This is a genomic window from Streptomyces sp. NPDC127100, assembly GCF_042724095.1.
Classification (GTDB): domain Bacteria; phylum Actinomycetota; class Actinomycetes; order Streptomycetales; family Streptomycetaceae; genus Streptomyces.
Map to the genome: position 1 here is coordinate 71,787 of NZ_JBHXFL010000029.1, position 23,919 is coordinate 95,705.

Here is a 23,919-nt window from a genome sequence, read left to right on the forward strand (position 1 = left end):
CGGGGCAGGAAGCCGGGTCGGCCTTGCCGTGGAGGCGGCCGCAGTGGAGCATCGGCACCGACTGTCGTTGATCTGGGGGGAGTTGCCGTGCTGATCCTGTTCGCCCTGCTGCTGGCCGCGGTGGTGGCTGTTCTGCTGATGCTCGTGGTGCAGCGCCGCGAGCAGCACCGGGAGACCCTGCGGGCCGCCGTGTTGCAGACGCAGGTGGACCTGCTGAAGGCTGCGGCCGACGATCCGGAGGTGGCCCGGGTCGCGGTCGGGCCGGACCTCGCGGGCGACGGCCCGGCCGCGGTCCGCCAGCACCTCTTCCTCGACGCCCAGGTGACCGCCTGGGAGTTGCAGTGGCGGATCGGCGGCCTGTCCCAGCAGCAGCTCCGCGCGCACGCGGACGCGTTGCTGGCCGACGAGGCGGGCCGCCGGTACTGGGAGCGTGCCCGCAGCGCCCGTCTCGGGCTGGCCGGTGACGACTCGAAGCTGCGGGCCTTCGCCGCGGCGTTCGACGCCGCCCGGCAGCAGCCGAAGGCCACCGCCGCGCACTGACGCACGAAACTAAGAGGGCCGGACGCGAGATGCGCGTCCGGCCCTCGTGTGTGTGGGCTGTCGGGCGGGTGATTGCGGGGCAATCAGCCTCCCTCGGCGCGGCGCCCGCGCGCCGGGGAGATACGGCGTCCTACGGTGGAGGTCCGGAGGTCAGCGTGCCCCCCTTCCCTCTGCCCGCGCCGTTCGCACTGGCCCGCGCCGTGGACAGCGTCCCCGAAGGGCCCACCTGGAGCCTGGAGCCGAAGTTATGGACAGGGTTTCTCGCTGTCCTTTGTCCACGGAGAACTCTCGTTGTTGATTGATTTGTTCAGTGTGAGTGACCGGGGGCTCAAATCGGGGGTTTGAGTGGCTTCCGAGGGCTGGACGGCCTCGCCCTCAGCAACCGTGCGGATGCCAGCGAGGAGCACCTGACGCCGCACGCCCGCTGCGCTGTCCGGGGGCGAAGCCGCGCGGGTCATCAGACCGTCATCCCTGCCAGTCGTGGGCGGCGGTGCGGAGCAGGTCGCGGACCCGGAGGACGTCGGGGTTGGTCTCGCTGCCGGGGCGCTGGACGAGGAAGAGGGTGTTCAGCGGGGGTTCCGCGGGATCGTGGAGAAGGGAGAGGCGGCCGGAGTCGAGATGTTCCTGGCACAGTGAGCGCGGCAGGACGCTGGCGCCAGCGCCGGCGTTGACCGCGGACAGTACGGCGTACAGGTTGGGCACGGTGACGGCTGCGCGGGTGGCGAGCTGTTTACCGAAGACCGTCCGCCAGTAGCGCCGCAGGATAAGCAGGTCCTCGGCGTAAGTGACCAGGGGGACCTGGCGCAGGGCGGCGCACAGGTCGTCGTCGGTTCCGGCGTGTGCGGCGATACGGTCGGCCCAGGCGGGGGTGGACCGCCAGGCAGGACGGTCCTCCGGAGGAGCGGCTCGACGTGCTGCATGCCTGGCTGGTGGAGGATCTGCCCGGTGGCCGGGTGCGCGTCCTGACCCAGGAGTCCCAGATCGGCCGGCCGGCTGCGGCCCTGGCCGAGGAGCGGCCCAACCCGACGCTCAACGGCCACCAGGCATGGCTGGACGGCCTGCTCCGTGCAGCTTCCGAGTAGCGGCGTCGGCGACTCGCCGCCGGTGCACGGCACCGGTCACGAACGCGACGACCCAGCTGAGCCCCGTCAGGCGACCGGTGGCGGTCGAGGAGAGCGAGGCGGACCTCCACGCCGAGTCCGGGACCGGTGGGTACGTCCACGTGGCCGTCGCGCAGCGTCAGCGGCTCGGTCAGGAGGCCGTCGCGCAACGGGTTGGGGTGTGACCGAGATACGCGCCGAAGGGGCATTGGGATGATCTCGAAGCACTGATCCGCTCGGATTTAGCTGCGGCGATGTGCAGCGGGGTCGCGTTCGACGACGTGCCGGGCGACCGAGCCGACGCCGGGGCGGGCGTGGCGCTCCAGGGAGCGGACGGAGGCGTGACGGGAGCGGGCCAGCAGCATCGGGGTGGAGGTCTCGTCCTCCGCGTCGTGCGTCAGGGCACTGTGACGTAGCCGGTGAAGCGTCCAGCCGTCCAGGTCCTCGATGTCGTCGGGCGAGGCGAGGGGGTTGGCCAGCAGCCGAGTGTTCGCCTCGAAGATCTCCTCACCGCGGCGGTAGGAGAGCCGGGCCCGTCCGGTCTCTGGGCACACGTCGAGCGTAGGTGTTCCGGTCGGGGCCTTGCGGTCGGTGAGGAACAGCGGGCCGCGGGTACGGCGGGCGATGAGTCGGTGCAGGAGCTGGGCGGTGCCGGACTGCCATCCGGTAGATCCGCGCGGAGGACTTCGCGATGCCCGCGCCGGTGAGGTAGCGCTCGACCGCCGCGCTGTACGAGGACGGTGGGGCGGACAGAGGCACGACCCGAGCGCGCGGCAACCGAAGTGCGCCCCCGCTCCCGAGTTCGGTCACCGGTTCGATCGTCACGCCGTCCCGCCCTTCCGGCACTGCCGCAGTAAATGCGTACACCTCGCCCTGGCGGCCGGAATCGTCCGCCGCAGGTCGCGGTGATCACCGTAGGGGCTCTGTCGCAGTAGATCCGGCATCTACTGCGGCACCACTCTGACGAACCATCAGGCAGCGGGGGCCGCGCCGATTGACCTCTGCTTCGCCGGTCGCCAGGAATTATGAAGGTCAGGTTTGCAAGTCTAGGCTGTGAAGGTTAGCCTTAAAGAATGAGTGACGCTGAGAGTCGACCGACCGGGGCGCCGGACATCCGTGAGACCGCCAATCGGCTGCGGATGGCCATCGGCGCGTTCAAACGCCGCATTCAGGAGGTGACAACCGTTGATGAACTCACCAACCCGCAACTCACTGCTCTGTCGCGGCTTGACCGGCTCGGCCCGATGACGACCTCCGATCTGGCCAGACGCGAGCAGATCACCCCGCAGGCGATGGGAGCGACCATCGCGAGCCTGGAAGAACTCGGCCTGGTCTCGCGCAGTCCGGACGCAACGGACAGGCGCCGGTCGACACTGAGTCTCACCCCGGACGGCCGGATGGCCGTCCATTCCGGACGCAACGCCGTGGTCGACAAGGTCACCGCCGTCCTCGAGGACACCTTCACTACGGCGGACATTGAAACCCTTTCTGCTGCGGCGCCCCTGATCGAGCGGCTCGCAGAGCGGCTCTAGCGCCAACCGGCCCGCACACTCGGGAGCCGTCATGCCTGCATCATCCAGGGCCCACCCCTCGGTCGCGGCCCGCGACACCGTGGTCCCCCGGGACCGCGCGTTCTCGTGGCGGTTCACCACTCCGCTGTTCATCGGCTCGGCCCTCAACCCCATCAACAGCTCGCTGATCGCCACCGCCCTGCTGCCCATCGCGCACGGGCTCGGCGTGCCGGTCGGCCAGACTGCCGCGCTGGTCACCGCCCTCTACCTGGCCAGCGCGATCGCGCAGCCCACCGCGGGCAAGGCCGCGGAGGTACTCGGACCGCGCCGAGTGTTCCTGGCTGGAACCGTCCTGGTCACGGCCGGTGGACTGGTCGGCGGATTCGCCCAGGACCTGATCACCCTGCTGATCAGCCGCGTCCTCGTCGGCTTGGGAACCTCCTGCGCCTATCCGACCGCCATGCTCCTCATCCGGCGCCGAGCGCACGATGCCGGCCTGGACAAGCCACCGGGCGGAGTGCTCGGCGGTCTGCAGATCGCCGGCATCGCCACCGCCTCCCTCGGGCTGCCGGTGGGCGGCGTCCTGGTCGGCGCACTCGGCTGGCGCTCGGTCTTCTTCATCAATGTGCCGGTCGGGCTGATCGCCCTCGCCGCGACCCTCGTCTGGGTCTCGCCCGACGGGCCACCCAAGCACCCGCTCCGCCTGCGCGAGCTGGCTGTCCGTCTAGACGTCGGCGGCATCACAGGATTCGCCGCCGCCATGATTGCCCTGCTGCTGTTCCTGTTCTTCCTCCCCACCGCGCATTGGTACCTGCTGGGCATCTCCATCGTGCTGTGGATCGCCCTGGTGTTGTGGGAACTGCGCGCCACCTCTCCCTTCCTCGACGTGCGGATGCTCAGCTCCAACAAGCCGCTCTCCAGCACCTACCTGCGCTTCGGTTTGGCCCTGCTGTGCCAGTACGTGGTGCTGTACGGCATCACCCAGTGGGTCGAGGGCGTGCGGGGCCTGAGCGAGACGCAGGCTGGCCTGCTGCTGCTCCCGATGACACTGGTCTCCGGCCTGATCATCTCGCCCGTCGCACGACGCAACCTGGTCCGCGGACCCGTCATCGCCGCCGCGATCGCCTGCGTGATCGGCTCGGCCGGGGTGCTCGTGCTCAGCGCGTCCGCATGGATCGGCTGGGTCGTGATCATCACCCTCTTCTTCGGCCTCGTGGTGGGCTTTGCCGCCGCCGGCAACCAGACCGCCCTGTACGCCCAGGCCCCACCCGAGCAACTCGGCACCGCCTCGGGGCTGTTGCGCACCTTCGGCTACGTCGGCTCGATTGCGTCCTCAGCGATCACCGGACTCGTCTTTCACACCAGCGTCAGCGACTCCGGCGTCCACCTGATCGCTTGGATCATGGTCGGCGTCAGCCTGGTCCTGCTCCTGGTCTCCGTCCTCGACCGCACCCTCCCGAGCAGGACCGCCGCGTAGACCCCCGCCACAGGGACCCTGCACAGCGATCGCCCGGTCGGCCAAGCCCAACCAACAACCCACCAGCTCAACAGAGAAGGAACGCACCCATGACTGACACCCTCACCCCCATCGACCCGGCCCGTAGCGCTCTGGTGCTGATGGACTTCCAGCCCGGCGGCCTGGGGATGTTCCCGGACTCCGAGACGCTGCTGGCCCGCGCCGGCGATGCGCTCGCCTGGGCCCGCAAGACGCAGGTCCAGGTCTGCTTCGTGCGCGTCGCGTTCACCGAGCAGGACCACCAGGCCATCCCCCAGCACAACAAGACCTTCGCCCCTGTGGGACAGCACAAGCTCTTCGGCGCCGACACCCCCGAGACGCAGGTCCACCCCTCGCTGGACGTCCGGGAGGAGGACCTGGTGGTACGCAAGACGCGCGTCGGCGCCTTCAGCACCACCGACCTCCACACCCGCCTACGCGCGCGGGGCATCGACACGCTGATCCTCGCCGGCATCGCCACCTCCGGCGCCGTGCTCTCCACCCTGCGGCACGCCGCCGACGCGGACTACCGCACCTTCGTGCTCGCAGACGCCACCGCCGACCCCGACGCCGAGGTCCACCGGGTCCTGACCGAGAAGATCTTCCCAACCCAGGCCGACGTCATCACCACCCCCGACCTGCCCGCCCTGGCGGTCTAGCCACACGCCGGGGCTGCGCGGCCCATGCTCGCACGGGGGATCGCGATCGGGATCATGCCATTGCCCCTTTGGCACGTATCCGGTCACACCCCGGGTTGGGAGTGCGATCGCCGCCGGCAACCGTGCGGTGCCGGCGAGGAGCACCTGACGCCGCACGCCTGTTGCGCTGTCCGGGACGAAGCCGCGCAGGTTGTCAGCTTCGTCTAGCCCGTCGCGTTTCAGCGGGTGGGATGAATGCTGCCGTCGATGCGGCGCGGGATGTTGTACGGGTTGTCGTCGCGCAGGGAGGCGGGCAGCAGCTCGTGGGGGAGGTTCTGGTAGGCGACGGGGCGCAGGAAGCGTTCGATCGCGCGGGAGCCGACGGAGGTGGTGCGGGGGTCGGAGGTGGCGGGGTAGGGGCCGCCGTGGACCATGGCGTGTCCGACCTCGACGCCGGTGGGCCAGCTGTTGAACAGGACGCGCCCGGCCCGGCGTTCCAGAAGGGGCAGCAGTCGGTGTGCGTCGTCCAGGTCGTCGGGTGCGGTGTGGACGGTTGCGGTGAGCTGGCCCTCCAGATGGCGTACAGCGTCGGTGAGCTGGGACAGGTCGCGGCAGCGCACGATGAGTGCTGCCGCGCCGAACATTTCCCGCTGGAGTTCGGGGTCGGCGATGAAGTCGTCGGCGTGGACGGTCATGATCGCTGCCTGTCCGGGGCTGGCGGAGCGGGGTTCGGCTCCGCGGGCGAGGACCTCGACCGCGGGGTGCGAGGCCACCGTTTCCTTCTCGATGCGGAAGGTCTTGGCGATCCGCGGCGTGAGCATGGTGGCTCCTGCGTCCGCGTTGACGGCCTGGCCTGCGGCGTCGAGGAAGGTCTTGAGGCTGGGGCTGTCGACGGCGAGGACCAGGCCGGGGTTGGTGCAGAACTGGCCCGCGCCGAGGGTGAGGGAGGCGGTGAAGGCGTCGGCGAGGTCGGCGGCACGCTCGGTGAGGGCGGCAGGCATGAGGACGACGGGGTTGACGCTGCTCATTTCGGCGTAGACCGGGATGGGCTGAGGGCGGCCGGCGGCGGTGCGGACGAGTGCGAGGCCCGCGGCACGGGATCCGGTGAAGCCGACGGCCTGGATGCGGGGGTCGGTGACGAGACGGGAGCCCAGGGTGGGGCCGTCGCCGATGAGGAGGGAGAAGACCCCGGCGGGAATGTGGTGTTCGGTGATGGCGGCCTGGATGGCGTAGGTGGCGAGCTCGCTGGTGCCGAGGTGTGCGTCGTGGGCCTTGACGATGACCGGGCAGCCGGCTGCAAGGGCGGATGCGGTGTCTCCGCCGAGGACGGAGAAGGCCAGGGGGAAGTTGCTGGCGCCGAAGACCGCGACGGGACCGAGCGGGATGTGCTGTTGGCGGATGTCGGGGCGGGGCTGGGGGGTGCGGTGGGGCTGGGCGGGGTCGATCCTGGCCTCGTACCAGCTGCCTTCGGTCAGCACGCCTGCGAACATGCGCAGCTGGCCGGTGGTGCGTTCCACTTCTCCGGCCAGGCGTGCCGTGGGCAGGCCGGTCTCCTGGTGGGCGCGCTCGACGAGTGCGTCGGTGAGGTGGGTCAGGTGCTGGGCGATGCTTTCGAGGAAGCGGGCCCGGTGCCAGGGGTGGAGGTTGCGGTAGGTGTCGAAGGCGTCTTCCGCGGCCTGGCAGGCAGCTGCCACGTCGGCTGACTGTGCGCTGCGGTAGGGCGGGTCGAGTGGCTGACCGGTGCGGGCGTCGAGGGAGCGTACTTCGGCGCCCGCACCGGTGATGCGCCTGCCGGCGATGAGCATCGCACCCGTCAGGTCGGCGGCAGGCGGTCGAACGGACTGGCGGGCTGAGGGAGCGGTGCTCATGGAGGAGGTGTCCTTCGGGAGGGGCCGGTCAGGCGGTGGCTGCGGGCAGCTTGGCGATCAGCCGGGTGAGCTCGTCGAGCTCGGGCGCGGTCAGGTCGGTCAGCGGCGGGCGGACGGGGCCGGCGCTGTGGCCGGTGGCGGTCATGCCGGCCTTGACGATGCTGACGGCGTAGCCGCCCTGCCGGTTGCGGATGTCGATGTAGGGCAGGACGAAATCGTTGAGCATCCGGGTGACGTCGTCCTGGCGGCGCTCGCGTACCGCGGCGTAGAAGTCGAGGGCGAACTCGGGCAGGAAGTTGAAGATCGCCGACGAGTAGGTGGTGACGCCCAGCTGCAGGTAGGGAAGGGCGAAGGTTTCGGCGGTCGGCAGTCCGCCGATGTAGGTCAGCCGCTCTCCCAGCCGGGCGTAGATGCGGGTCATGTTGTCGATGTCGCCGACGCCGTCCTTGTAGCCGATCAGGTTGGGGCAGGTGTCGGCGAGGCGGGCGAGGGTGTCGGCGGAGTAGACGGCGTTGGCGCGGCCGTAGATGACGACGCCGAGGGAGGTGGAGCGGCAGACGGCCTCGACGTGGCGGGCCAGGCCCTCCTGGCCGGCTTCGGTGAGGTAGGGCGGGAAGAGGAGGATGCCGTCGGCGCCGGCTCGCTCGGCGGCGGCGGCGAGTTCGATGGCGGTCGCGGTGCCGTACCCGGCGGGGGCCAGGATCGGTGTGTCGTCGGGGGCGCTGTCGGCTGCGGCGGTGGTGACGCGTTCGACCTCGGTGGGGGTGAGGGAGAAGAACTCGCCGGTGCCGCCGGCGGCGAAGAGGCCACCGACGTCGTACTTGGCCAGCCGGATGATGTTCTGCCGGTAGGCGTCCTCGTCGAAGGACAGATCGTCCTTGAAGTGGGTCACGGGGAAGGAGAGCAGTCCGGAGCCGAGGCGGCTGCGCAGTTCTTCCGGGGTGTAGGACGTCATGACGGTTGGTGCTCCTGTGGGTCGCAGGGTCGATGGGGTGGAACTGCGGACTGCTGTCCGGCCGCGGGAAAGGAGGCCGGCAGGGACGGGTGGTGCCGGCGCGGGCAGCGCGGCTGTCCGATACGCGTGCTGCCCGCGCCGGGATTGGGCGTCCGCCGCAGCCGAGATCTGCGGCCGACGGTGCCCGTCAGGGGCGGGAGCCCACCTCATGCTCGGCAACCGTCCAGGCGCGCGCCTGGTCGCTGAGGGTGAAGCCGAGACCCGGGCGGGACGACACGTACATGCGCCCGTCGCGGATTTCCAGGCGCTCGTTGAACAGCGGTTCGAGCCAGTCGAAGTGCTCGACCCACGGCTCGATCGGGTAGGCGGCCGCGAGGTGGAGGTGGATCTCCATGGCGAAGTGCGGGGCGAGCTGCAGCTGGTGGTGCTCGGCGAGCGCGGCGAGCTTGAGGAACTGGGTGATGCCGCCGATGCGGGGGGCGTCGGGCTGGATGATGTCGCAGGCGCTGTTCCGGATGAGCTCGACGTGCTCGGCGACGCTGGCCAGCATCTCGCCGGTGGCGACGGGGGTGTCCAGCGACGCGGCGAGTGCGGCGTGGCCCTGGGCGTCGTAGGCGTCGAGGGGCTCCTCGATCCACACCAGGTTGAAGGGTTCCAGGGCGCGGCCCATGCGCTGGGCGGTGGGCCGGTCCCACTGCTGGTTGGCGTCGACCATGAGCGGTACGTCGTCGCCGATGTGCTCGCGTACGGCGGTGACGCGGGCCAGGTCCTGCTTGCCGTCGGGGTGCCCGACCTTGATCTTGATGCCGCCGATGCCGCTGCCCAGGGAGGCGCTGGCGTTGTCCAGCACCTGCTCGGTGGGGGTGTGCAGGAATCCGCCGGAGGTGTTGTAACAGCGCACCGAGTCGCGGTGGGCGCCGAGCAGCTTGGCCAGGGGCAGGCCGGCCCGCTTGGCCTTGAGGTCCCACAGGGCGACGTCGAAGGCGGCGATCGCCTGGGTGGCCAGACCGCTGCGCCCCACGGAGGCGCCGGCCCACACGAGCTTGGTCCAGATCTTGCCGATGTCGCTGGGGTCCTCACCGATGAGGTTCTCGGCGATCTCGCGGGCGTGCGCGAACTGGCCAGGGCCGCCGGCACGCTTGGAGTAGCTGAAGCCGATCCCCTCGTGCCCCTGTTCGGTGGCGATCTCCACGAACAGGAACGCCACCTCCGTCATCGGCTTCTGGCGGCCGGTGAGGACCTTGGCGTCGCTGATCGGTGTGGTCAGCGGCAGCGTGACTGAGGACAGACGCAGCCAGGCGATGCGGTCGAGGGTGGCTTCGCCGGCGGCAGGCGCGGCGTGAGCTGTCGTTTTCGTGGTCACCACTTCGTGTCCCTGGGTTGAACGGGCGGGGGAAGGTACAGCCGGTGAGGATCGCGGCAGCCCTGGCAGCCGGACACGGCACAGGAGTGCCCGTGAGCGAAGGGGAGGTTCGCCCACGCGGGCGGGAGGGCGCGGAGGACTGCTAACGGCAGGGTCTGTGGAGGACCTGTGCGCGGCGATCAGTGCGGCGGTCGCGGTCTGGTTGAGCCATGGTGCTTACTTCCTGTCGGCTCCCCGTTCCGCCTGGTGAGGCGCTGTGCTGCGGGAAGTGCCGTGTCGAACGCTTTCGACACTACGATCGCGAATGATTTACGTCCAACATAAGTTTTGGATGTGGCCATACAAGGAGAGCATCATTGTTCACGTTGACGCAGCTGACCTGCTTCGTGGCCGTGGCGGAAGAACTGCACTTCACGCGGGCTGCCGAGCGGCTGAGCATGACCCAGCCCCCACTGAGCCGGCAGATCCAGCTCCTGGAGAGCGACCTGGGGGTGAAGCTGCTGGACCGCACCAACCGGACCGTGCGGCTGACCCCCGCAGGGCGGGCCTTCCTCGCCGACGCGCGACGGATCATGCGACAGGCCGAGCACGCCTCGCTCGCCGTGCGGCAGGTGTCCTCGGGGGAAGCGGGTTCGATCGTCGTCGGCTTCACCGCTGCCAGCGCCTACTCCGCTCTCGGCGAGCTCCTCGAAGCCGCCCGTGCCGCGCTGCCCGGGGTGGAGATACTGCTGCAGGAGCTGGTCACCCGGGACCAGCTGGAAGCCCTCAGCGAAGGCTCGCTGGACCTGGGGCTCATCCGCCCGTCCGCAGTCGGCGCCGACCTGGCCGTGAGCACCGCCGTGCGCGAAGGACTCGTAGCCGCGCTGCCGGCCAACCACCCCCTGGCCGCCGCCGACGGGCCGCTGGAGCTGTCGGCCTTCGACGGTCAGGACTTCCTGATGTACTCGCCCGTCGAAGCCCGCTACTTCCACGAACTGCTGATCACCACGTTCCGCGGCGCGGGCGTGCGTCCGGTGTTCACCCAGTACCTGAGCCAGGTACACAGCATCCTGGCCCTGGTCAACACTGGCTGGGGCGTCGCACTCGTCCCCGAGGCGGCCACCAAGATGCGCCACGGCGGTGTCGTGTACCGGCCGCTGCACCTGCCAGGGCAGCCCCGGCCCGTGGAGCTGGACTACGTGTGGCGTAAAACGAACGACAATCCGGCGCTGCGCGCCCTGCTCCGGCAGCTGTGAGCCGAGGCCCGCAGTTCGATCGGACACGTGTGCGGAACATGCCCGCCACAGAGCTGTCATACAAGCAAGGTATTGCAACCAACAAAATTCGACATGGACGTGAATCGAAAGCGTCTCTACGGTCAACTCAGCCACCGATCGTGTGGCTCGGACCACACGCGCGGCAATGCCGCCGCACCATCTAGGTCTAGGAGACCGCTCATGACCGCTCTCGACCGGCAGGACGAGCCGGCGACTGCCGTCCCCACGGCGACCGCCAAAGCCGGCCGCATCAGGTATCTGATTCTGGCCATGCTCTTCGTCGTCACGACGATCAACTACGCCGACCGCTCCACCCTGTCCATCGCCGGCGACTCCATGCAGGACGACTTGCACATCAGCTCCAGCGAGCTCGGTGTGCTCTTCTCCGCCTTCTCCTGGTCCTACCTGGTCGCCCAGATACCCGGCGGCTGGCTGCTCGACCGCTTCGGCTCCAAGAAAGTCTACGGCCTCGCGATCTTCCTGTGGTCGGTCTTCACCATGCTCCAGGGCGCCATCGGCTTCTTCGCCGGAGCCGCGATCGTCCTGCTGTTCATCCTCCGGTTCGCCGTCGGATTCGCCGAGGCCCCCTCCTTCCCCGGCAACTCACGCATCGTCGCCGCCTGGTTCCCCACCAAGGAACGCGGATTCGCATCGGCCCTGTTCAACTCCGCCCAGTACTTCGCCACCGTCGCCTTCGCCCCCCTCATGGGCTGGCTGGTCACGGCCATGGGCTGGGAGCACGTCTTCACCGTGATCGGCGGCGTCGGCGTCGTCCTCGCCCTCGTGTGGACCAAGGTCATCTACGCGCCGCGCAGCCACCCCCGCATCAGTAAGGGCGAGCTGGACTACATCACCGCCGGCGGCGCGCTGGTCGACATGGACGCGCCCACCGCCGAAGAGGACATGGCGGCCAAGAACGCCACCTCCGGCAAGGAGAACCTGCGGCACATCGCCGTCCTGCTGAAGAACCGCACGACCCTCGGCGTCTTCGTCGGCCAGTACTTCATCAACACCATCACCTGGTTCTTCCTGACCTGGTTCCCCGTGTACCTGGTCCAAGAACGCGACATGAGCATCCTCGAAGCCGGCTTCGTCTCGTCACTTCCTGCCCTGTGCGGATTCACCGGCGGCGTCCTGGGAGGCTGGATCTCCGACCGACTCGCACGCCGTGGCATGAGCCTCACCGCCGCCCGCAAGATCCCCATCGTCACCGGCCTGCTGCTCTCCACAAGCATCATCATCTGCAACTACGTGACCGCTTCCTGGCTGGTCGTCCTGATCATGTCCGTCTCCTTCTTCGGCAAAGGGTTGGGCGCACTGGGCTGGGCCGTCATGTCCGACGTGGCGCCGAAGCAGATCGCCGGCCTCGCCGGAGGCGTCTTCAACACCTTCGGCGCCGTCGCCGGCATCGTCACCCCCCTCGTCATCGGCTACATCATCGACGCCACCGGCTCCTTCGACCTCGCCCTGGCCTTCGTCAGCCTCTGCGCCGCCATGGCCGTCGCCAGCTACCTCGTCATCGTCCGCGACATCAAGCGCGTCGAACTGCCCGGCTACCAGCACACCAGCGCGTAACCCCTGCACCCTTACGGGAAGCCGAGACGGGCGACCCGACCACCACACCATGCGGCACGCCTCCCCACGACGGGGACGGCGTGCCGCATGTGCATGTGCCGGAGCCGCCGCGGTGGTGGCGGCTGCGGTCAGATACGGGGTGGCGCGTCGGGGCGTACCAGGCCGTTCTGGTAGGCGATGACGACGAGTTGGGTGCGGTCGCGGGCGCTGAGTTTGGTCATGGCGCGCTGGATGTGGGTGCGTACGGTCAGGACGAGTTCTTCGGCGATCTCCTCGCTGGACTTGCCGTGTGCGGCCAGCACGGTGACCGCCTGTTCTCGGGGGGGCGAGGTCGCCGAGGCGCTCCGCGGGAGCGAGGGGGGATCCGGATGCCGGCGTGGTGAGGAAAGCGGGTGATCAGGGCCTGGGTGGCTCCTGGGGACAGGAGTGCCTCGCCTACGGCGACGGTGCGGATTCCGGCGAGCAGCGCGTCGGTGGTGACATACTTAACGATCTCCGCGACCCCGCTCAGCCCGTCGTCCGCCTCCATCGCCGAACCGCCCAGATCGACCGTCAGGCCCGCGTCCCGTGCCCGGTCGGCAGCCTGCTCGACTGCAGTGCGGCTGGCGCCGCTGACCTCGTCGGCGTCCACCTTGTAGGTGACGGTCCCGTACGCCGTCGAGCCGTCCTCACTGACCGCCTTCGCCGCGAAGGGATCCGCGACACCGGCCACCTGCGCCCCGGCCGACAGCGAATCCACGACGTCCTCGATGGCCGTGCGGCTGCCGGACGCCGACACCTTTTGCCCGTCCGGGGCAACGAAGACGACCTGTGCGGTGGCCCCGTCGGCACTCGCCTCTGGAAAGCGCTCCCGCATGAGGTCGTACGCCTGCTGCGACTCGATTCCCGGCATCGAGGAGTCCTCACTGGACGACGCCGGAGCCTGCAGCGTCCCCCCCAGCCCGACCGCGACCAGCACCGCCATCCACACCAGGGCCACGTAGCCTCGCCGCCGGAAGACCGCACGGCCTAGTCGATAGAGAAGAGTTGCCATGTCAGGGCACTCCAAGTTCCGTCCTCGATTGCCCCTCGACACTCGCCCGCCAGGACACACCCCGTCGTCGTGCGGCTACTGACACAACGGCGTACCGAATCTGCAGGACCCACTACTGAAATCGAAGTACAAGACCTCCGAAGCCGCCGTCGGCCCCGGCAGAGTGCGTGGCCGCGGCGACGGAATCGGGGACGGACTGCATCACGCAGATGTTGGCGGCCCGGCCGCAGGACGGTGAGGCAGGGCAACGACGGCACCGCCACCACGTAGGGCGTCGTTTTCGAGGGCCAGCTGGCGGATCGCCTCCTCATACAGAGCGAGGGTGCGGCGCAGGTCGGCGTTCTCCTTGCGCAGACGGCTCAGGTTGGCTCGCGCACGTGCCTCGGATCCGGAGGGTTCCCTGGTGGGCGTGAGTAGGGCGGGATTCGGGATGCGGGGTCGGAAGTACGCGTCGATCAGGTTGGCGTAGTGCCGGTGGAATGTGGCGTGCGGGATGTCCAGATGCCGCTCGATAGCGGTCACGGTGGGACGCCGTCCGTGCGCGGCGGCCTCGGCGAGCACGGTGTCGATGACCGTTTTGACGGTGTCCGTATCGGGCAGGGAGCGTTTCACTCAGCGGTCTCCGGCGTGTGGCGGGTGAGGAACGTACTCGTGGCGTGGTGCTGCTCTTCAAGGCGGTGACGGATGTAGGGGGCCAGGCGGTCACCGGCGGCCAGGGTGTCGTCCAGCCTGGTGAGGTGACCGGCAAGTGCCTGTCGGTTGGCGGTGGTGAGGGCGGCGTTGCGGCAGGCCAGCGGCTGGCAGTCGGCCATGGTGGGCTGATCGGCGCGGTCGGCGGGCGTGCGGCACAAGGCGCGGTCCGGGTTGTAGGCGCAGGTGACGAAAGCGCCCGGATACAGGTGGGTGTCGTGGCGGGCCAGGATGCGGCGCAGGCGTGCTTCGTCGGTGACGACCTGGCCGTCGAAGACAGTGTGGCGGGCGAGTTCGGCCAGGCGGGCTTCGGCTTCCGCTCCGGCGGGACCGGTCAGCTTCGGCCGGGCGTCGTCGGCGCCTAGCTCGGCGAGGAACTGTCCGCGGGCGAAGGCTTCTTCGGCCTCGACCTCGTCGCGGAAGCCGGAGTCGCTGGTGCCGGCGTAGCCCTCGAACATCTGGATGCACTGATGGCGGTACTGCAGGGCGCCGGCGATGGTGCCGCCGGGACGTCGGGCGATGAACCAGGCCAGGGTGCGACGGAACTGCCTCAACGTCAGGTGCGGCAGTCGCCCGTCGGTCTCGGGGATCGCGTCCACACGTGACTGGGCAGCGCAGTAGGTGTTGATCCACTTGAGGATTGCGGTGATGTCTCTGATGGTGGTCCCGCCCGTGCGCACGCGCCCGGCAACGTGGTGGCACTGGTGGTTCGCCGACTTGCGGGGGTGCGCGAACAGGTAGGGTTCGTCGGCTGGCTGGCAGCGTTCCAGGACGGCGACGGCCCGGGCGACGGGAGCGGTGACAATCCAGGTGGCGGCCGCGCCGTGGACGCCTTCGCCCTTGAAGGCCAGTCCGTGCAGCCGGTAGCGGTAGATGCCGCCTCCTGTGTCGCGTTGGGCGCTCACGCAGCCCCGCCGCAGATGCTTGATCTCGGAATCGCGCAGGCCGGAGAGGTAGGCGATGACGATCCAGCAGGACACTTGCAGCAGTCGTTCGAACTGGCCGACGTCGTAGTAGGAGATCTGCTCCAGCCACCGCCTCCCGTCGATCTGCCCCTGGACGCGATGGTGCAGCGGGGAATCGCTGTCCACGCCGAGATCGCGGGCCGCTTCCTCGATCAGACGCCGCGGACCGGCCTTGCTGAACCGGTACTGGGGATGTCCGGCGAGCCGGGCCAGGTAGGAGAAGTTCGGGGACACCTCTGTGCCCTGTAGTCCTTTGGCCAGGCGGTCGGGTGCCGTCGGCAGGGGCTGGCCACGCCGACGGAAATCGTCCAAGACTGCCTGCAGAGCCACAAGCGGATCGGGGTGGGCCGGCGGGCGGGCATCAATGTCGTCGCGTTCGGCGCGGGCGGCGAGCACGTCGTCGGCGAGGTCGTCCACCCAGCGCAGCGCCCAGACCAGTAAAGGCCCCATGATGTGCTCGGGGATGCGGTCGGTGAGGTTCTCGTCGTACCTGCGGGGGTTGGCGCGCGCCCATGCCTGCCACAGCGGACGCCGCAGCGGGTCCTGGACAAGGAGGTCGGTGAGGCGGGAGCGGTAGGCCCACAGCAAGCGCACCGCGCGGCGCTGGCGGTACACCCCACTGAGCGACATCCGCAGCCCGGTCAACTCTCTGTGGTAGGCATCCAGGTCCTCACCCGTCAGCTGCGCCAATGACAGCCGACGGTCCTGTGCCCATACCAGAAAGCGGCGTACGCAGGTGAAATAGACACGGATGCTGGCGATCGTGATCGGCCCTTCGCCGGGCGGGGTGTCCTCGATCAGCAGGGCGTAGAACAACAGCTTGGCGGTCTCCCGGTGCGCTGGCGGGACCAGCGCGAAGTCGAGCTGGTGGGCCTTACGGTCCGCACGCAGCCACGCGGGGGTAAGCAGCCACAGGTCGTCGCCGTAGCGGGAAGTCTCCTCCAGCCGGGCCTCGGCACGCAGCGGACGCGCGGCCAGGACCCGGGCATCGCCGGGCACCGCGGCGCGGGGCGCGGAGGCTGTAGAGGCGTGTGTCATGACCACTGGATGGGTCCCTCCAGGAGATCGAGCATCAGGCGGGGCTGCCGCTCCTTGGCGGCGGCGCGCTGAGCCGCGCTGAAGCGCGGCAGAATGTCGCGGGTGAGGATCTGCCAGGTGGTCCCGTACCGGGACGCCCACTGCGCGGCGTCCCGGCGCTGAAGATCCTCACGCAGGGCCTCTGCCAGGGCGAGCAGCGCCGGAAGATGGCGTTCCAGCACAAGGGCATTGGGGCAGCCGAAGCAGGCCAGGAACGACTGCCGGCACCGTCCACCACCGGGTGCGTGCTCGATGTCCGTGCACGCACTGGCCAGCGTGTCTAAGGCGCCGACGGCCGCCTGTTCACGCACCCGCTCCGGCACACGCGTCACCGGCTCGCCGCCGAGGCGGACGACGACCGCGCGAGCGTTCTCCTCCGCGTCGGTGATCGCCTCCGTGAGGACGTCAGCCGCCCAGTCGGCGACGAACGGGTCCGCGCGCAGGTAGTGGGTGAAGGAGGTGTCCGCCGTGTTCGTCAGCCGCGCCGAGGGCAGATGCCCTCCGACCTGCTTCGCCGTGCGCACCTCGACGGTCTTCTTGATGCGCGTCACCAACATCTCCAGCGGCATGCCGTCTTCGCCGACCAGACCGTGCCGCCTGGCCCACGCCCCGAGCTTCAGCTTGCGGGCCAGCTCCGCATCGAAGGGACCGATGTGCCCGCTGGTGGCGGCATGGAGGACACCACCGCGGCCGTTGCCCGCCCAGATCGACCACACCGACCCGCTCCCGGAGAACGCCCGGCTGCGGGCCATCAACCGGTGCAGCAGCAGGTAGAAGCCGCCCATCGTCCGCAGCTGACGCTCCTCATCGACGCTCCAGTGCACCGATGTACGGGAGTTGGACTTGCCCCGCCGGCGCTTGGTCAGAGTGAGAGCCACCGCGCGACCCTCCAGCACACGGTGCTCGGCCGGCAGTTCCTTCAGCGTCTCCGGATTGCGCCCGCTCAGCCCAGCCGCGTAGATGAGCAGCGGAGCAAGGTCCGGATCGATCACGAACAGCTGCCGCGCCTGCTCGTAGCAGGCCGACGGAAACTCGCCCACCGCAAGACCGCGGTAGTCGACCTGAACCCGGCCCGTAGCCGCCATCGCCACCAGCCGCGCCCCCTGCTCCCGCTCGGCCGCCGACAGACTGGCATCCTCGTCGAGGAAGCGCTCCAGCAGCCTCTCGCCTGCCATGAGCCGGTCACGGATGGCGGCCACGTCCGAACGGGCGGCAGCCATGACGGCCTGGAACTCGCGATCCGAGTACCCCGGGCGCCCAGTCTGCTGGGCATCCACGCCATGGCCGGGCTGCCCGGCATAGTCCGCCACGGCCCCCTCCAGCCGGTCCTGACCGGGCAGGACGCGCACGATCCGCAGCAGGTCCTGCAGATTCCGGCGGGCCGACTTCTCCTCGCACGTCTGCCGCCGCGCCACCAGGTACCGCTCCAGGTGACGCACTCGCAGCTCCTCCACCCGCCGCGGCGGTTCCGCAAGCTGGTCCAGGAGCAGCAGGAACCGCTTGATGGTCTGCCACTGGCTGCTCGCCGCCCGCTGCGTGCGGCGCCCGCCGCCGGGCCCGATCCGAACCCCCAGCGCATGCGCGAAGTCCCGGTGCAGACCCGGCAGCGGCAGCCCCTCGAACCGGAACACGCACTCCCGGCCGTCCTCACCCGTGAACCGCACCACCGGCGCCCCGCCGCCCTCGGGGAACTCCACCACCGGGGGCGGCTCGTAGAAGCCGTCGGGCACAGCCGCCGCACGGCCGCGCTCCGCGCGCGGAGTCTGTTCGCTCACGCGGCCACCACCGACTGCTCCAGCCAGCCCTCCTCGCTGAAACCAGCCGGCTCCCACGCCCCCTCCGGCACCAGCTCCAGCCGGGTGCGCATCTCCAGCTCCTGCAAGGTGTGCAAGTACAGCGCCGTGGTCGTCGCCGAGCGGTGCCCGAGCCGGATCCGCACCCAGTTCAGCGGATCACCGAACACCCGCTGATACGTCAGCCGCTGCCGCTCGTTCATCTCCCCCAGCGCCTGCAGATGCCCCCGCCACAGCAACTCCAGTGTGATCACCGCATATGAATGCCGCAGCATGTGCGGCGTCGCACCCACCTCCACGCCCTGGGCGCGGCAGCGTGCGTTGGCATCGGCGAAGACCTGCTTCCATCCCGACATCGTCATCGGCAGACCCCACTGGTTCAGCCACACCATCGCCGGCTCCCACCCACCATCCGCCGTCGCCACCAGCAGCCTCCGCCGCTCACCGTCGTCCAGGCGGGCCACCGGCACCCACCGCCCTCCCATCCGCACCCGCGGCACGGCCGGGTCCTCCACCAGCAGCGACCGGCGCGTCGGAACGTAGAAGCCGCGCGAGCGGCCGTAGTCGAGCATCTCGGCCCGGTCCCACTCCATGTAGTCGCGCACATCCCGCAGCGCCGACACCGGCCAGTACACCGCCCGCCCCGAGCGCCCCTTGGAGATCGCGTGCGGCAGCACCGCCCGCGCGTTGACGACCCCCGACACCGCAGGCGGCAGCTCCGGCAGGTCGAACACCGTCAACGCCGAGTGCTCGCACGACCGCAGCCCCGTACGGACCATCGAATCCGCATACGCCGCATTCCGTGCAGCCCATCGCCCGCGGAACCCCCGCCGGGGCATCTCCTGCGCATCGAAGCCGCACAGTCCGACATTGCGCCACAGCCGATACGACCGAGGCGGCAGCCACTTCACCTCCCGCCGAGGCCCCGCGTGCGACGACTCCGCCGGCACCTGCCGCACCATGCCCCCACCGGTCCCGCCCCGCCAGGGCGACCACACCGCGCCCGCGCGCTGACGGATGGGATTAGCCCTCACCAGATCCTGCTCGATCGCCCACAGGTAGAACTGGTTGACCGTGGACACCTCCCGGTCCCAGCTCGTGTCCTCCAGACGAGGTCCATGCTCGTCACGACGACGCCACCACTCGTACGCCGCCCGGTCGGCCATGGACGCCTCACGCCAGTCACGCCGGCCTCGCGCGAACCACAGGAAGTCGAAGAACGTGCGCAGATCCCGGGCATGGGCGGCCTGGGTGTTCCACGGTGACGATGCCAGCCACACCGAGAAGTACCGGTTCAGCGGCACGTCGTACCTACCTGCGGGACTTATCAGGAACGGCTCTCCTTCGGGCACCCCCAGATCGTCCAACCCTTGATCGAGACCGGCAAACAAGGCGCTGAACTCCCGCATGAATGCGGTCACTTCGCGCGGCAAGGCCAGGTCTCGGCGAGTGAAATGCACGCGCCAGCCCGTGATCGACATGACGTTGGACGATAGCCCGTGGACAGCTCAACAGCGCATAAGTGAAGTGGGACGGCTGGAGATGCCAGTTGCACACCGGCGCCCGGCGGGTGTGGAGCCGACACGGCACCGACCTCTCCCGGGCCTTCTCCGACGTCGCCGCGGTAGCCGCCGACCTGCCGGACGCCGTGCTCGACGGAGAGCTGGTCGCCGTGCTGGCCGACGGCTCCGGAGTCGCCTTCGACCGGCTGCAGACCCGCGCCGGCCGCCGGGGCCCGCGGCCTGGCGCCGACTTCACCGTGCACGTCGCCGTCTTCGACGTCCTGGCCGTCGGCGACACCGACTGGCGGCCGCGGCCGTACGCCGAACGCCGGCACGAACTGCTGCGCCTCCTCGAGGGCGGCCCGCCCGCACTGCGCCCGGTGCCGGCCACCACCGACCCAGCCCAGGCGCTTCGGTGGGTGGGAGCGCTCGCCGGCGTGGAGGGCCTGGTCGGCAAACCGGCCCAGGCGCCGTATGCCGCCGGTCAGGCCTCCGGCTGGGTGAAGTGGCGCAGCCGTCACACCACAGAGGCGGTCGTCATCGGCGTGACCGGAACGACGCCGGCGACACAGGCCCTGGTGCTCGGCCGGCCGCAGGCCGGCGGCCGTATGCGGGCGGTCGGCGTGAGCCTGCCCCTCCCCCAGGCGGTGCGGCTGGCCTTGGCACCGCTGCTGCGCGGGAGCGGCGAGCCGGTGCGGGAGTTGCCGGGCACCGTAGGTGGGCTACCCGGCGCGGACCCGGTCCGGTACGTGCCAGTGGAGCCAGAGGTGGTCGTCGAGATCGAGGTGGACCAGGAGCGGCTGGAGTTCGGCCGGTACCGGCACCGGCCGCGAGTACGGCGCGTACGCGGCGACCTGGCGCCTGGCCACCTCTCCGAGCACCCCGGGTAACGGGAAAGGCCCACCTCGCGAGCGGTGGGCCTCTCAAGGAGCGCTCCGGGACTCTTACCCGGCCCCCGACCCCGTCCCCTCCGTTACGGAGGTAAGGGGGCCAGCTCTTCATGAGCCGCTCTTCCGCCCGGGCCCGGGCGACACCACGACTATACAACGCTGCGTTGTGCGAAGTCGAGGAGATTCCGGTCTGGCTCGGCCAGTCAGCAGTCCGGATCGTCAGGCGGCCGGCGCCTCCTGTGCGGCCTCCTCCTCGCGGCGGAGCTGGGCCAACGTCAGGCGGTGGGTCTCGCCCTGGCGGATGCGCTTCAGGATCGACACGTCCTTGCCGAGGAAGTCGCGGATGTCTTCCTCCTCCCGCTCGGCGCGGGCGTACCGCTCCGGGAAGGTGGCCAGCAGGTGTCTCCACTGCTTCTGGCCGGCCCGAATGCACGCGCCGCCGCAGTTGTTGTGGGCGAAGCCGAGCCCATACAGGCGCGGCGGCTCCAGGCCGAGGTCACGCAGCTCGTCCAGCAGATCGTCCTTCGAACGGTCGGGCCCGTCGAGAAGCGGGAACTCCACCCGCCAGGGCGCCCAGTTCCGCTCGATCGCCACGGTGCGGGGCCGGTCCTTCTTCGTCGGCTCGATCCCCACGTAGACCCGGGACGTCTCCGGCGGCGCGTGCTCCTCCATCCACTCCCGGCAGGGGATCTGCTTCAGGAACTTCGTGCACGCGGCGAACCGGTCGTTGCCCAGGAAGCGGATGTCGCGGAAGAGCTGCCAGGGATCGCGACCGTCCTCGACGACCGTCAGGGGCACGCCGATGAACTCGGAGACGTCCCGGCTGAAGCGCCACAGGTCAGGGTCTTCGACCTGGGTGTTGGCGATGAGCAGCGCCATCGACCCGGGACCGACCCGCTCGGCGACCCGGATGGCGGTCAGGGCCGAGCCGGCGCCGCCGCTGAACTGGACGACGTGGCGGGTATCAGGGTGGGGCACCCCCGGCGCCTGCGCGCCGGGGGTGCTGCTCGCTGTGGTCATCGGGCCTCGGACTCCCCCGGGGCGGGCGCCTCGACAACCGCGCCGGACTCCTCCGGGCCGGGCGCCAAGAACGCGGCGAGCGCCCTGTCCCCCGCGCCGGACTCGGCGTCCTTCCTCGCGATCTGGTCGAGCAGGAACTTCCGCTGCCTCTGAAGGTGATGGACCAGGGCGAGCAACGCGCGGACGTCATCGCGAGCGTGGCTGACGAACGCGGCGTCGGCCTGGACCTGGGCCCAGTCCTCCTCGGCCGTCCACTCGCGGTGCGCCGGGTCGTTGTCGAGAGGCTCCTCGTCCAGCCGGGCGATCCCCCGGCGGGCGCGGTAGCCGTGCCCGGTCTCCTGCAGGTCGGCGGCGATCTCGATGAGACCGCCCGACTCGTAGACGCCCCAGGGGCCGGCGGTGGCGGCGGCTTCCCGGGCCTCGATCTCGGCGAGCTGGTGCTCGGCAGGAAGGGTGGTCATTCTGCTCCTTCGTGTGCGCGTTCCGGGACCGCCTTCATGGCGCCGGGGCGCGGTCGTCGGTGGGTATGTGGTCCGCACTCGCCGCGCCGCCCGCAGGCTGCGAAGTCGAGGTGGAGGATCTCGCCGGGCCGCAGGGGGCGGCCGGTCTCCAGCAGGTGCTGCACGGAGCCCGGCGAGGCCCAGTCGTAGGCCGACCAGTCGTCGGCCAGGGTGTTGTCGCAGCCGCAGGCGCAGCGGTACCGGGCGACCAGGAGGAGCGCGCTCGCGGGCTGGACGTCGCAGCCGTCCCAGGGGAAGCCGTCGGCGAGCCTGATGAGCGGGCCGTCCGCGGCCGTCCAGCCCGACCCCTGGCAGGGCAGGCAGCTGCAGCTCGGGTCGGCGGGCTGGGGCGCGGCCCAGTACGGGTCGGTGAAGTGTTCGGCCGGCACCAGGCCGTCGCCGCCCGGCAGGTGAAGGCCGAGGAAGTCGGCCAGGATCGTGTCGCCGAGCCGGACCTCGTCGGCGCGCAGCACTTCAGCCCGGGCGAGATTGGCCGCCGGGACGGCGGCGTAGTCCCCGCCGGTGGGCCGGGGCGGGATGGTGACGCGGTACGGAATCCCGGTCATTCGTCGTCCTCGGTCAGGTTCCGCAGGTCGATGGCCCATCCGATCTGCCCGGTCGCCCGCCGGGTGCCCATGTGGATCACGCCGGGCATGTAGCCGTCGCGCAGGGGCTGCCAGCTGTGCAGCCGGTGGGCGTGCAGGGCGGCGATCAGGTCGAGGGCGGAGGCGTCGTGCGGGGGCTCCGACCGGAAGACGGCCGTCTCGTGGCTGGGCGTGCCGTTGGCGACCCGCCGGTAGAGCCGCACCTCTTCCTGGCCGGTGGCCACGCTCAGCAGCAGCAGGGCGCTGTGGGGCGGCGGGGTACCGGCCGGGAGGCCGGCTGCGAGCAGGGCCCGCAGCCGGTCCGCCGACGCCTCGGTGGCGGTCAGTCCCACTTGCGGACCCCGCTCTCGCAGTGCCGGGTCAGCCACTCGCGGCCCTCGCGCGGGCGCGGGTCGAGCCCGGCGTTGCCGATCCGGCGGCCCTCGGAGTCGTTGGTCAGCATCAGGAACTTGCCGTCCTTGAGCTGTTCGACCGCGTAGCGGATCGCGTCCTCCTCCCGCTTGGCGGCCATCCATTCGGCGCCGGTCTGCGGTGCGTCGGCCGTGGTGTTCGCCGTCATCGCCGGCCCCCCTTCCTATCCGGGTGTGTACGTGCGTCAGACCATAGGTGAAACCCAATACGTAAGCAATAGCGTTCAACGCGGTTTTGATCTTGACTCCGAGGGCCGACCAGAGCGTTCATGGAGGTGCCCGGGGAACACCGCGAAGCGCACGCGCCACGGGCACAGCAGCACCAGCTGCCCCCGGCCGGGGAGCTCCCGAATGCCCAACCCGAGGAAACGAGGACACGATGACGAACACCCAGGCCCCGGCCGAGCTGAAGCCTTCCGAGAAGAAGGCGCTCGCCGCCCTCGCCGAGCACTCCGGCGCGACGGCCGCCGAGATCGCCCGGCACGCGGGGATCGGCGGCTCGACGGCGGGCAAGGCCCTGAAGACCCTCGAGAGCTGGAACCGGGCCTACCGCGAGCACGGCGAGAAGGACGGCGCCCGCCGGACCCCGGACCGCTGGTTCCACCGGCCGGTCGAGGCCACGCCCGCACACATCTCCGACGAGGCCGAGACCGAGGCCCCGGCTCCCGCCGAGGCGCAGGCACCGGTCGCCGAGGAGGCCCCGGCGCCCGCCGACAGCGCGCCGGACGCGATCGAGGCGGCCGAGCCCCAGGGCCCGGCGCCGGAGGCCGCGACGGAGGCGGACACGGCCCCCGCCACCAAGCGCCTGGCGCGCGGCGGCCTGCGGCAGATGGTCTACGAGTACCTGGAGACTCACCCGGCCGAGGAGGTCACCCCCTCCCGCCTGGGCAAGCACCTCCAGCGCAGCGCCGGGGCGGTCGCCAACGCCCTGGCCAAGCTCACGGACCACGGCCAGGCCGACCTGGTCGGCGAGAGCCCTCGCCGCTACCGGCTCGCCGGACAGGCGTAGCACTCACCGGGGGGCCCGCCCGCCACACGGCGGGCGGGGCCCCCCCCCCCCGGGGGCAGACAGTGCCCCCCGCTCCGCACCACACCCCCCCCCCCCCCCGCACCCCCCCACCCCCAAGCCGGGG

Annotated in this window: 23 protein-coding genes and 1 pseudogene; 9 read left to right on the top strand and 15 right to left on the bottom strand. The window is 70.4% G+C overall.

Translation table 11 applies throughout. The features are described from left to right. Positions 1 to 87: 87 nt before the first annotated feature. A complete protein-coding gene (locus ACFWJB_RS24035) occupies positions 88 to 540 on the top strand; it encodes a DUF6082 family protein (RefSeq protein WP_386924757.1) in 453 nt (150 codons plus the stop codon). A 465-nt stretch (positions 541 to 1,005) separates the two neighbouring features. On the opposite strand, the gene ACFWJB_RS24040 is transcribed toward ACFWJB_RS24035, so the two are convergent. Then, on the bottom strand, positions 1,006 to 1,389 hold the full coding sequence (locus tag ACFWJB_RS24040; RefSeq protein WP_386924803.1) for a LysR substrate-binding domain-containing protein: 384 nt from the start codon (positions 1,387 to 1,389) through the stop codon (positions 1,006 to 1,008). Positions 1,390 to 1,451: 62 nt separating this feature from the next. Here ACFWJB_RS24040 and ACFWJB_RS24045 point away from each other — a divergent pair, with 62 nt between their 5' ends. Beyond that, positions 1,452 to 1,622: a hypothetical protein gene (locus ACFWJB_RS24045; RefSeq protein WP_386924759.1), complete on the top strand. Its 171-nt coding sequence runs from the start codon at positions 1,452 to 1,454 to the stop codon at positions 1,620 to 1,622. Positions 1,623 to 1,882: 260 nt separating this feature from the next. Here ACFWJB_RS24045 and ACFWJB_RS24050 read toward each other — a convergent pair whose 3' ends face one another. Continuing rightward, positions 1,883 to 2,194 (bottom strand): site-specific integrase, encoded by a 312-nt coding sequence (locus tag ACFWJB_RS24050; protein ID WP_386924761.1) that lies wholly within the window; start codon positions 2,192 to 2,194, stop codon positions 1,883 to 1,885. Between the two features lie 519 nt (positions 2,195 to 2,713). On the opposite strand from ACFWJB_RS24050, the gene ACFWJB_RS24055 reads away from it, so the two are divergent. The 3 genes from ACFWJB_RS24055 (at position 2,714) to ACFWJB_RS24065 (ending at position 5,305) form a co-directional block, all read left to right on the top strand. Beyond that, entirely contained in the window at positions 2,714 to 3,172 is a 459-nt protein-coding gene (locus ACFWJB_RS24055; protein WP_386924763.1) for a MarR family winged helix-turn-helix transcriptional regulator, read from the top strand. A gap of 31 nt (positions 3,173 to 3,203) precedes the next feature. Then, positions 3,204 to 4,628 carry an MFS transporter gene (locus ACFWJB_RS24060; protein WP_386924765.1) on the top strand — a complete coding sequence of 475 codons (1,425 nt, stop codon included), beginning with the start codon at positions 3,204 to 3,206 and terminating at the stop codon, positions 4,626 to 4,628. 89 nt (positions 4,629 to 4,717) lie between these two features. Further along, positions 4,718 to 5,305 (top strand): cysteine hydrolase family protein, encoded by a 588-nt coding sequence (locus ACFWJB_RS24065; protein ID WP_386924767.1) that lies wholly within the window; start codon positions 4,718 to 4,720, stop codon positions 5,303 to 5,305. A 218-nt stretch (positions 5,306 to 5,523) separates the two neighbouring features. On the opposite strand, the gene ACFWJB_RS24070 is transcribed toward ACFWJB_RS24065, so the two are convergent. The 3 genes from ACFWJB_RS24070 to ACFWJB_RS24080 form a co-directional block, all read right to left on the bottom strand. Next, positions 5,524 to 7,152: an aldehyde dehydrogenase (NADP(+)) gene (locus ACFWJB_RS24070; protein WP_386924769.1), complete on the bottom strand. Its 1,629-nt coding sequence runs from the start codon at positions 7,150 to 7,152 to the stop codon at positions 5,524 to 5,526. A 28-nt stretch (positions 7,153 to 7,180) separates the two neighbouring features. Then, positions 7,181 to 8,107 carry a 5-dehydro-4-deoxyglucarate dehydratase gene (gene kdgD / locus ACFWJB_RS24075; protein WP_386924771.1) on the bottom strand — a complete coding sequence of 309 codons (927 nt, stop codon included), beginning with the start codon at positions 8,105 to 8,107 and terminating at the stop codon, positions 7,181 to 7,183. Positions 8,108 to 8,294: 187 nt separating this feature from the next. Then, a complete protein-coding gene (locus ACFWJB_RS24080) occupies positions 8,295 to 9,473 on the bottom strand; it encodes a mandelate racemase/muconate lactonizing enzyme family protein (RefSeq protein WP_386924773.1) in 1,179 nt (392 codons plus the stop codon). A 353-nt stretch (positions 9,474 to 9,826) separates the two neighbouring features. On the opposite strand from ACFWJB_RS24080, the gene ACFWJB_RS24085 reads away from it, so the two are divergent. Further along, on the top strand, positions 9,827 to 10,705 hold the full coding sequence (locus tag ACFWJB_RS24085) for a LysR substrate-binding domain-containing protein (RefSeq protein WP_386924775.1): 879 nt from the start codon (positions 9,827 to 9,829) through the stop codon (positions 10,703 to 10,705). A 201-nt stretch (positions 10,706 to 10,906) separates the two neighbouring features. Further along, the gene (locus tag ACFWJB_RS24090; protein ID WP_386924777.1) at positions 10,907 to 12,301 is read left to right on the top strand and encodes an MFS transporter; all 1,395 of its coding nucleotides are present in this window, start codon (positions 10,907 to 10,909) and stop codon (positions 12,299 to 12,301) included. Between the two features lie 128 nt (positions 12,302 to 12,429). On the opposite strand, the pseudogene ACFWJB_RS24095 reads toward ACFWJB_RS24090, so the two are convergent. The 5 genes and pseudogenes from ACFWJB_RS24095 to ACFWJB_RS24115 all read right to left on the bottom strand — a co-directional run bounded on the left by ACFWJB_RS24095 (position 12,430) and on the right by ACFWJB_RS24115 (position 19,340). Beyond that, positions 12,430 to 13,334 (bottom strand): annotated as a pseudogene (locus tag ACFWJB_RS24095) (MMPL family transporter). A gap of 201 nt (positions 13,335 to 13,535) precedes the next feature. After that, complete coding sequence (locus ACFWJB_RS24100) at positions 13,536 to 13,946, bottom strand: hypothetical protein (RefSeq protein ID WP_386924779.1); 411 nt, start codon at positions 13,944 to 13,946, stop codon at positions 13,536 to 13,538. Beyond that, complete coding sequence (locus tag ACFWJB_RS24105; RefSeq protein WP_386924781.1) at positions 13,943 to 16,027, bottom strand: hypothetical protein; 2,085 nt, start codon at positions 16,025 to 16,027, stop codon at positions 13,943 to 13,945. The genes ACFWJB_RS24100 and ACFWJB_RS24105 overlap by 4 nt, the downstream gene beginning before the upstream one ends. Continuing rightward, positions 16,024 to 17,841: a hypothetical protein gene (locus ACFWJB_RS24110; RefSeq protein ID WP_386924783.1), complete on the bottom strand. Its 1,818-nt coding sequence runs from the start codon at positions 17,839 to 17,841 to the stop codon at positions 16,024 to 16,026. Before ACFWJB_RS24110 ends, ACFWJB_RS24105 begins: the two co-directional genes overlap by 4 nt. Further along, positions 17,838 to 19,340 (bottom strand): site-specific integrase, encoded by a 1,503-nt coding sequence (locus ACFWJB_RS24115; protein WP_386924785.1) that lies wholly within the window; start codon positions 19,338 to 19,340, stop codon positions 17,838 to 17,840. Before ACFWJB_RS24115 ends, ACFWJB_RS24110 begins: the two co-directional genes overlap by 4 nt. Positions 19,341 to 19,381: 41 nt before the next feature. Between ACFWJB_RS24115 and ACFWJB_RS24120 the strand changes: the two genes are divergently transcribed. After that, complete coding sequence (locus tag ACFWJB_RS24120; RefSeq protein WP_386924787.1) at positions 19,382 to 20,251, top strand: ATP-dependent DNA ligase; 870 nt, start codon at positions 19,382 to 19,384, stop codon at positions 20,249 to 20,251. A 219-nt stretch (positions 20,252 to 20,470) separates the two neighbouring features. On the opposite strand, the gene ACFWJB_RS24125 is transcribed toward ACFWJB_RS24120, so the two are convergent. From ACFWJB_RS24125 to ACFWJB_RS24145, 5 genes are read right to left on the bottom strand one after another with little or no spacing between them, the layout of a single operon-like run. After that, positions 20,471 to 21,271 (bottom strand): hypothetical protein, encoded by an 801-nt coding sequence (locus ACFWJB_RS24125; RefSeq protein WP_386924789.1) that lies wholly within the window; start codon positions 21,269 to 21,271, stop codon positions 20,471 to 20,473. After that, positions 21,268 to 21,732 (bottom strand): hypothetical protein, encoded by a 465-nt coding sequence (locus ACFWJB_RS24130; protein ID WP_386924791.1) that lies wholly within the window; start codon positions 21,730 to 21,732, stop codon positions 21,268 to 21,270. The genes ACFWJB_RS24125 and ACFWJB_RS24130 overlap by 4 nt, the downstream gene beginning before the upstream one ends. Then, a complete protein-coding gene (locus ACFWJB_RS24135; RefSeq protein WP_386924793.1) occupies positions 21,729 to 22,337 on the bottom strand; it encodes a hypothetical protein in 609 nt (202 codons plus the stop codon). Before ACFWJB_RS24135 ends, ACFWJB_RS24130 begins: the two co-directional genes overlap by 4 nt. Continuing rightward, the gene (locus ACFWJB_RS24140) at positions 22,334 to 22,708 is read right to left on the bottom strand and encodes a hypothetical protein (protein ID WP_386924795.1); all 375 of its coding nucleotides are present in this window, start codon (positions 22,706 to 22,708) and stop codon (positions 22,334 to 22,336) included. The genes ACFWJB_RS24135 and ACFWJB_RS24140 overlap by 4 nt, the downstream gene beginning before the upstream one ends. Then, the gene (locus ACFWJB_RS24145) at positions 22,699 to 22,935 is read right to left on the bottom strand and encodes a hypothetical protein (protein WP_386924797.1); all 237 of its coding nucleotides are present in this window, start codon (positions 22,933 to 22,935) and stop codon (positions 22,699 to 22,701) included. The genes ACFWJB_RS24140 and ACFWJB_RS24145 overlap by 10 nt, the downstream gene beginning before the upstream one ends. Before the next feature lie 230 nt (positions 22,936 to 23,165). Here ACFWJB_RS24145 and ACFWJB_RS24150 point away from each other — a divergent pair, with 230 nt between their 5' ends. Further along, the gene (locus ACFWJB_RS24150; RefSeq protein WP_386924799.1) at positions 23,166 to 23,795 is read left to right on the top strand and encodes a helix-turn-helix domain-containing protein; all 630 of its coding nucleotides are present in this window, start codon (positions 23,166 to 23,168) and stop codon (positions 23,793 to 23,795) included. Positions 23,796 to 23,919 lie beyond the last annotated feature (124 nt).

Excerpts from the sequence above, each read along its gene's own strand:
- ACFWJB_RS24150 (WP_386924799.1), top strand. The coding sequence starts at position 23,166 with ATGACGAACACCCAGGCCCCGGCCGAGCTGAAGCCTTCCGAGAAGAAG.
- ACFWJB_RS24135 (WP_386924793.1), bottom strand. The coding sequence starts at position 22,337 with ATGACCGGGATTCCGTACCGCGTCACCATCCCGCCCCGGCCCACCGGC.
- ACFWJB_RS24145 (WP_386924797.1), bottom strand. The coding sequence starts at position 22,935 with ATGACGGCGAACACCACGGCCGACGCACCGCAGACCGGCGCCGAATGG.
- ACFWJB_RS24125 (WP_386924789.1), bottom strand. The coding sequence starts at position 21,271 with ATGACCACAGCGAGCAGCACCCCCGGCGCGCAGGCGCCGGGGGTGCCC.
- ACFWJB_RS24115 (WP_386924785.1), bottom strand. The coding sequence starts at position 19,340 with ATGTCGATCACGGGCTGGCGCGTGCATTTCACTCGCCGAGACCTGGCC.
- ACFWJB_RS24070 (WP_386924769.1), bottom strand. The coding sequence starts at position 7,152 with ATGAGCACCGCTCCCTCAGCCCGCCAGTCCGTTCGACCGCCTGCCGCC.
- ACFWJB_RS24090 (WP_386924777.1), top strand. The coding sequence starts at position 10,907 with ATGACCGCTCTCGACCGGCAGGACGAGCCGGCGACTGCCGTCCCCACG.
- ACFWJB_RS24055 (WP_386924763.1), top strand. The coding sequence starts at position 2,714 with ATGAGTGACGCTGAGAGTCGACCGACCGGGGCGCCGGACATCCGTGAG.
- ACFWJB_RS24130 (WP_386924791.1), bottom strand. The coding sequence starts at position 21,732 with ATGACCACCCTTCCTGCCGAGCACCAGCTCGCCGAGATCGAGGCCCGG.
- ACFWJB_RS24065 (WP_386924767.1), top strand. The coding sequence starts at position 4,718 with ATGACTGACACCCTCACCCCCATCGACCCGGCCCGTAGCGCTCTGGTG.
- kdgD (WP_386924771.1), bottom strand. The coding sequence starts at position 8,107 with ATGACGTCCTACACCCCGGAAGAACTGCGCAGCCGCCTCGGCTCCGGA.
- ACFWJB_RS24105 (WP_386924781.1), bottom strand. The coding sequence starts at position 16,027 with ATGACACACGCCTCTACAGCCTCCGCGCCCCGCGCCGCGGTGCCCGGC.
- ACFWJB_RS24060 (WP_386924765.1), top strand. The coding sequence starts at position 3,204 with ATGCCTGCATCATCCAGGGCCCACCCCTCGGTCGCGGCCCGCGACACC.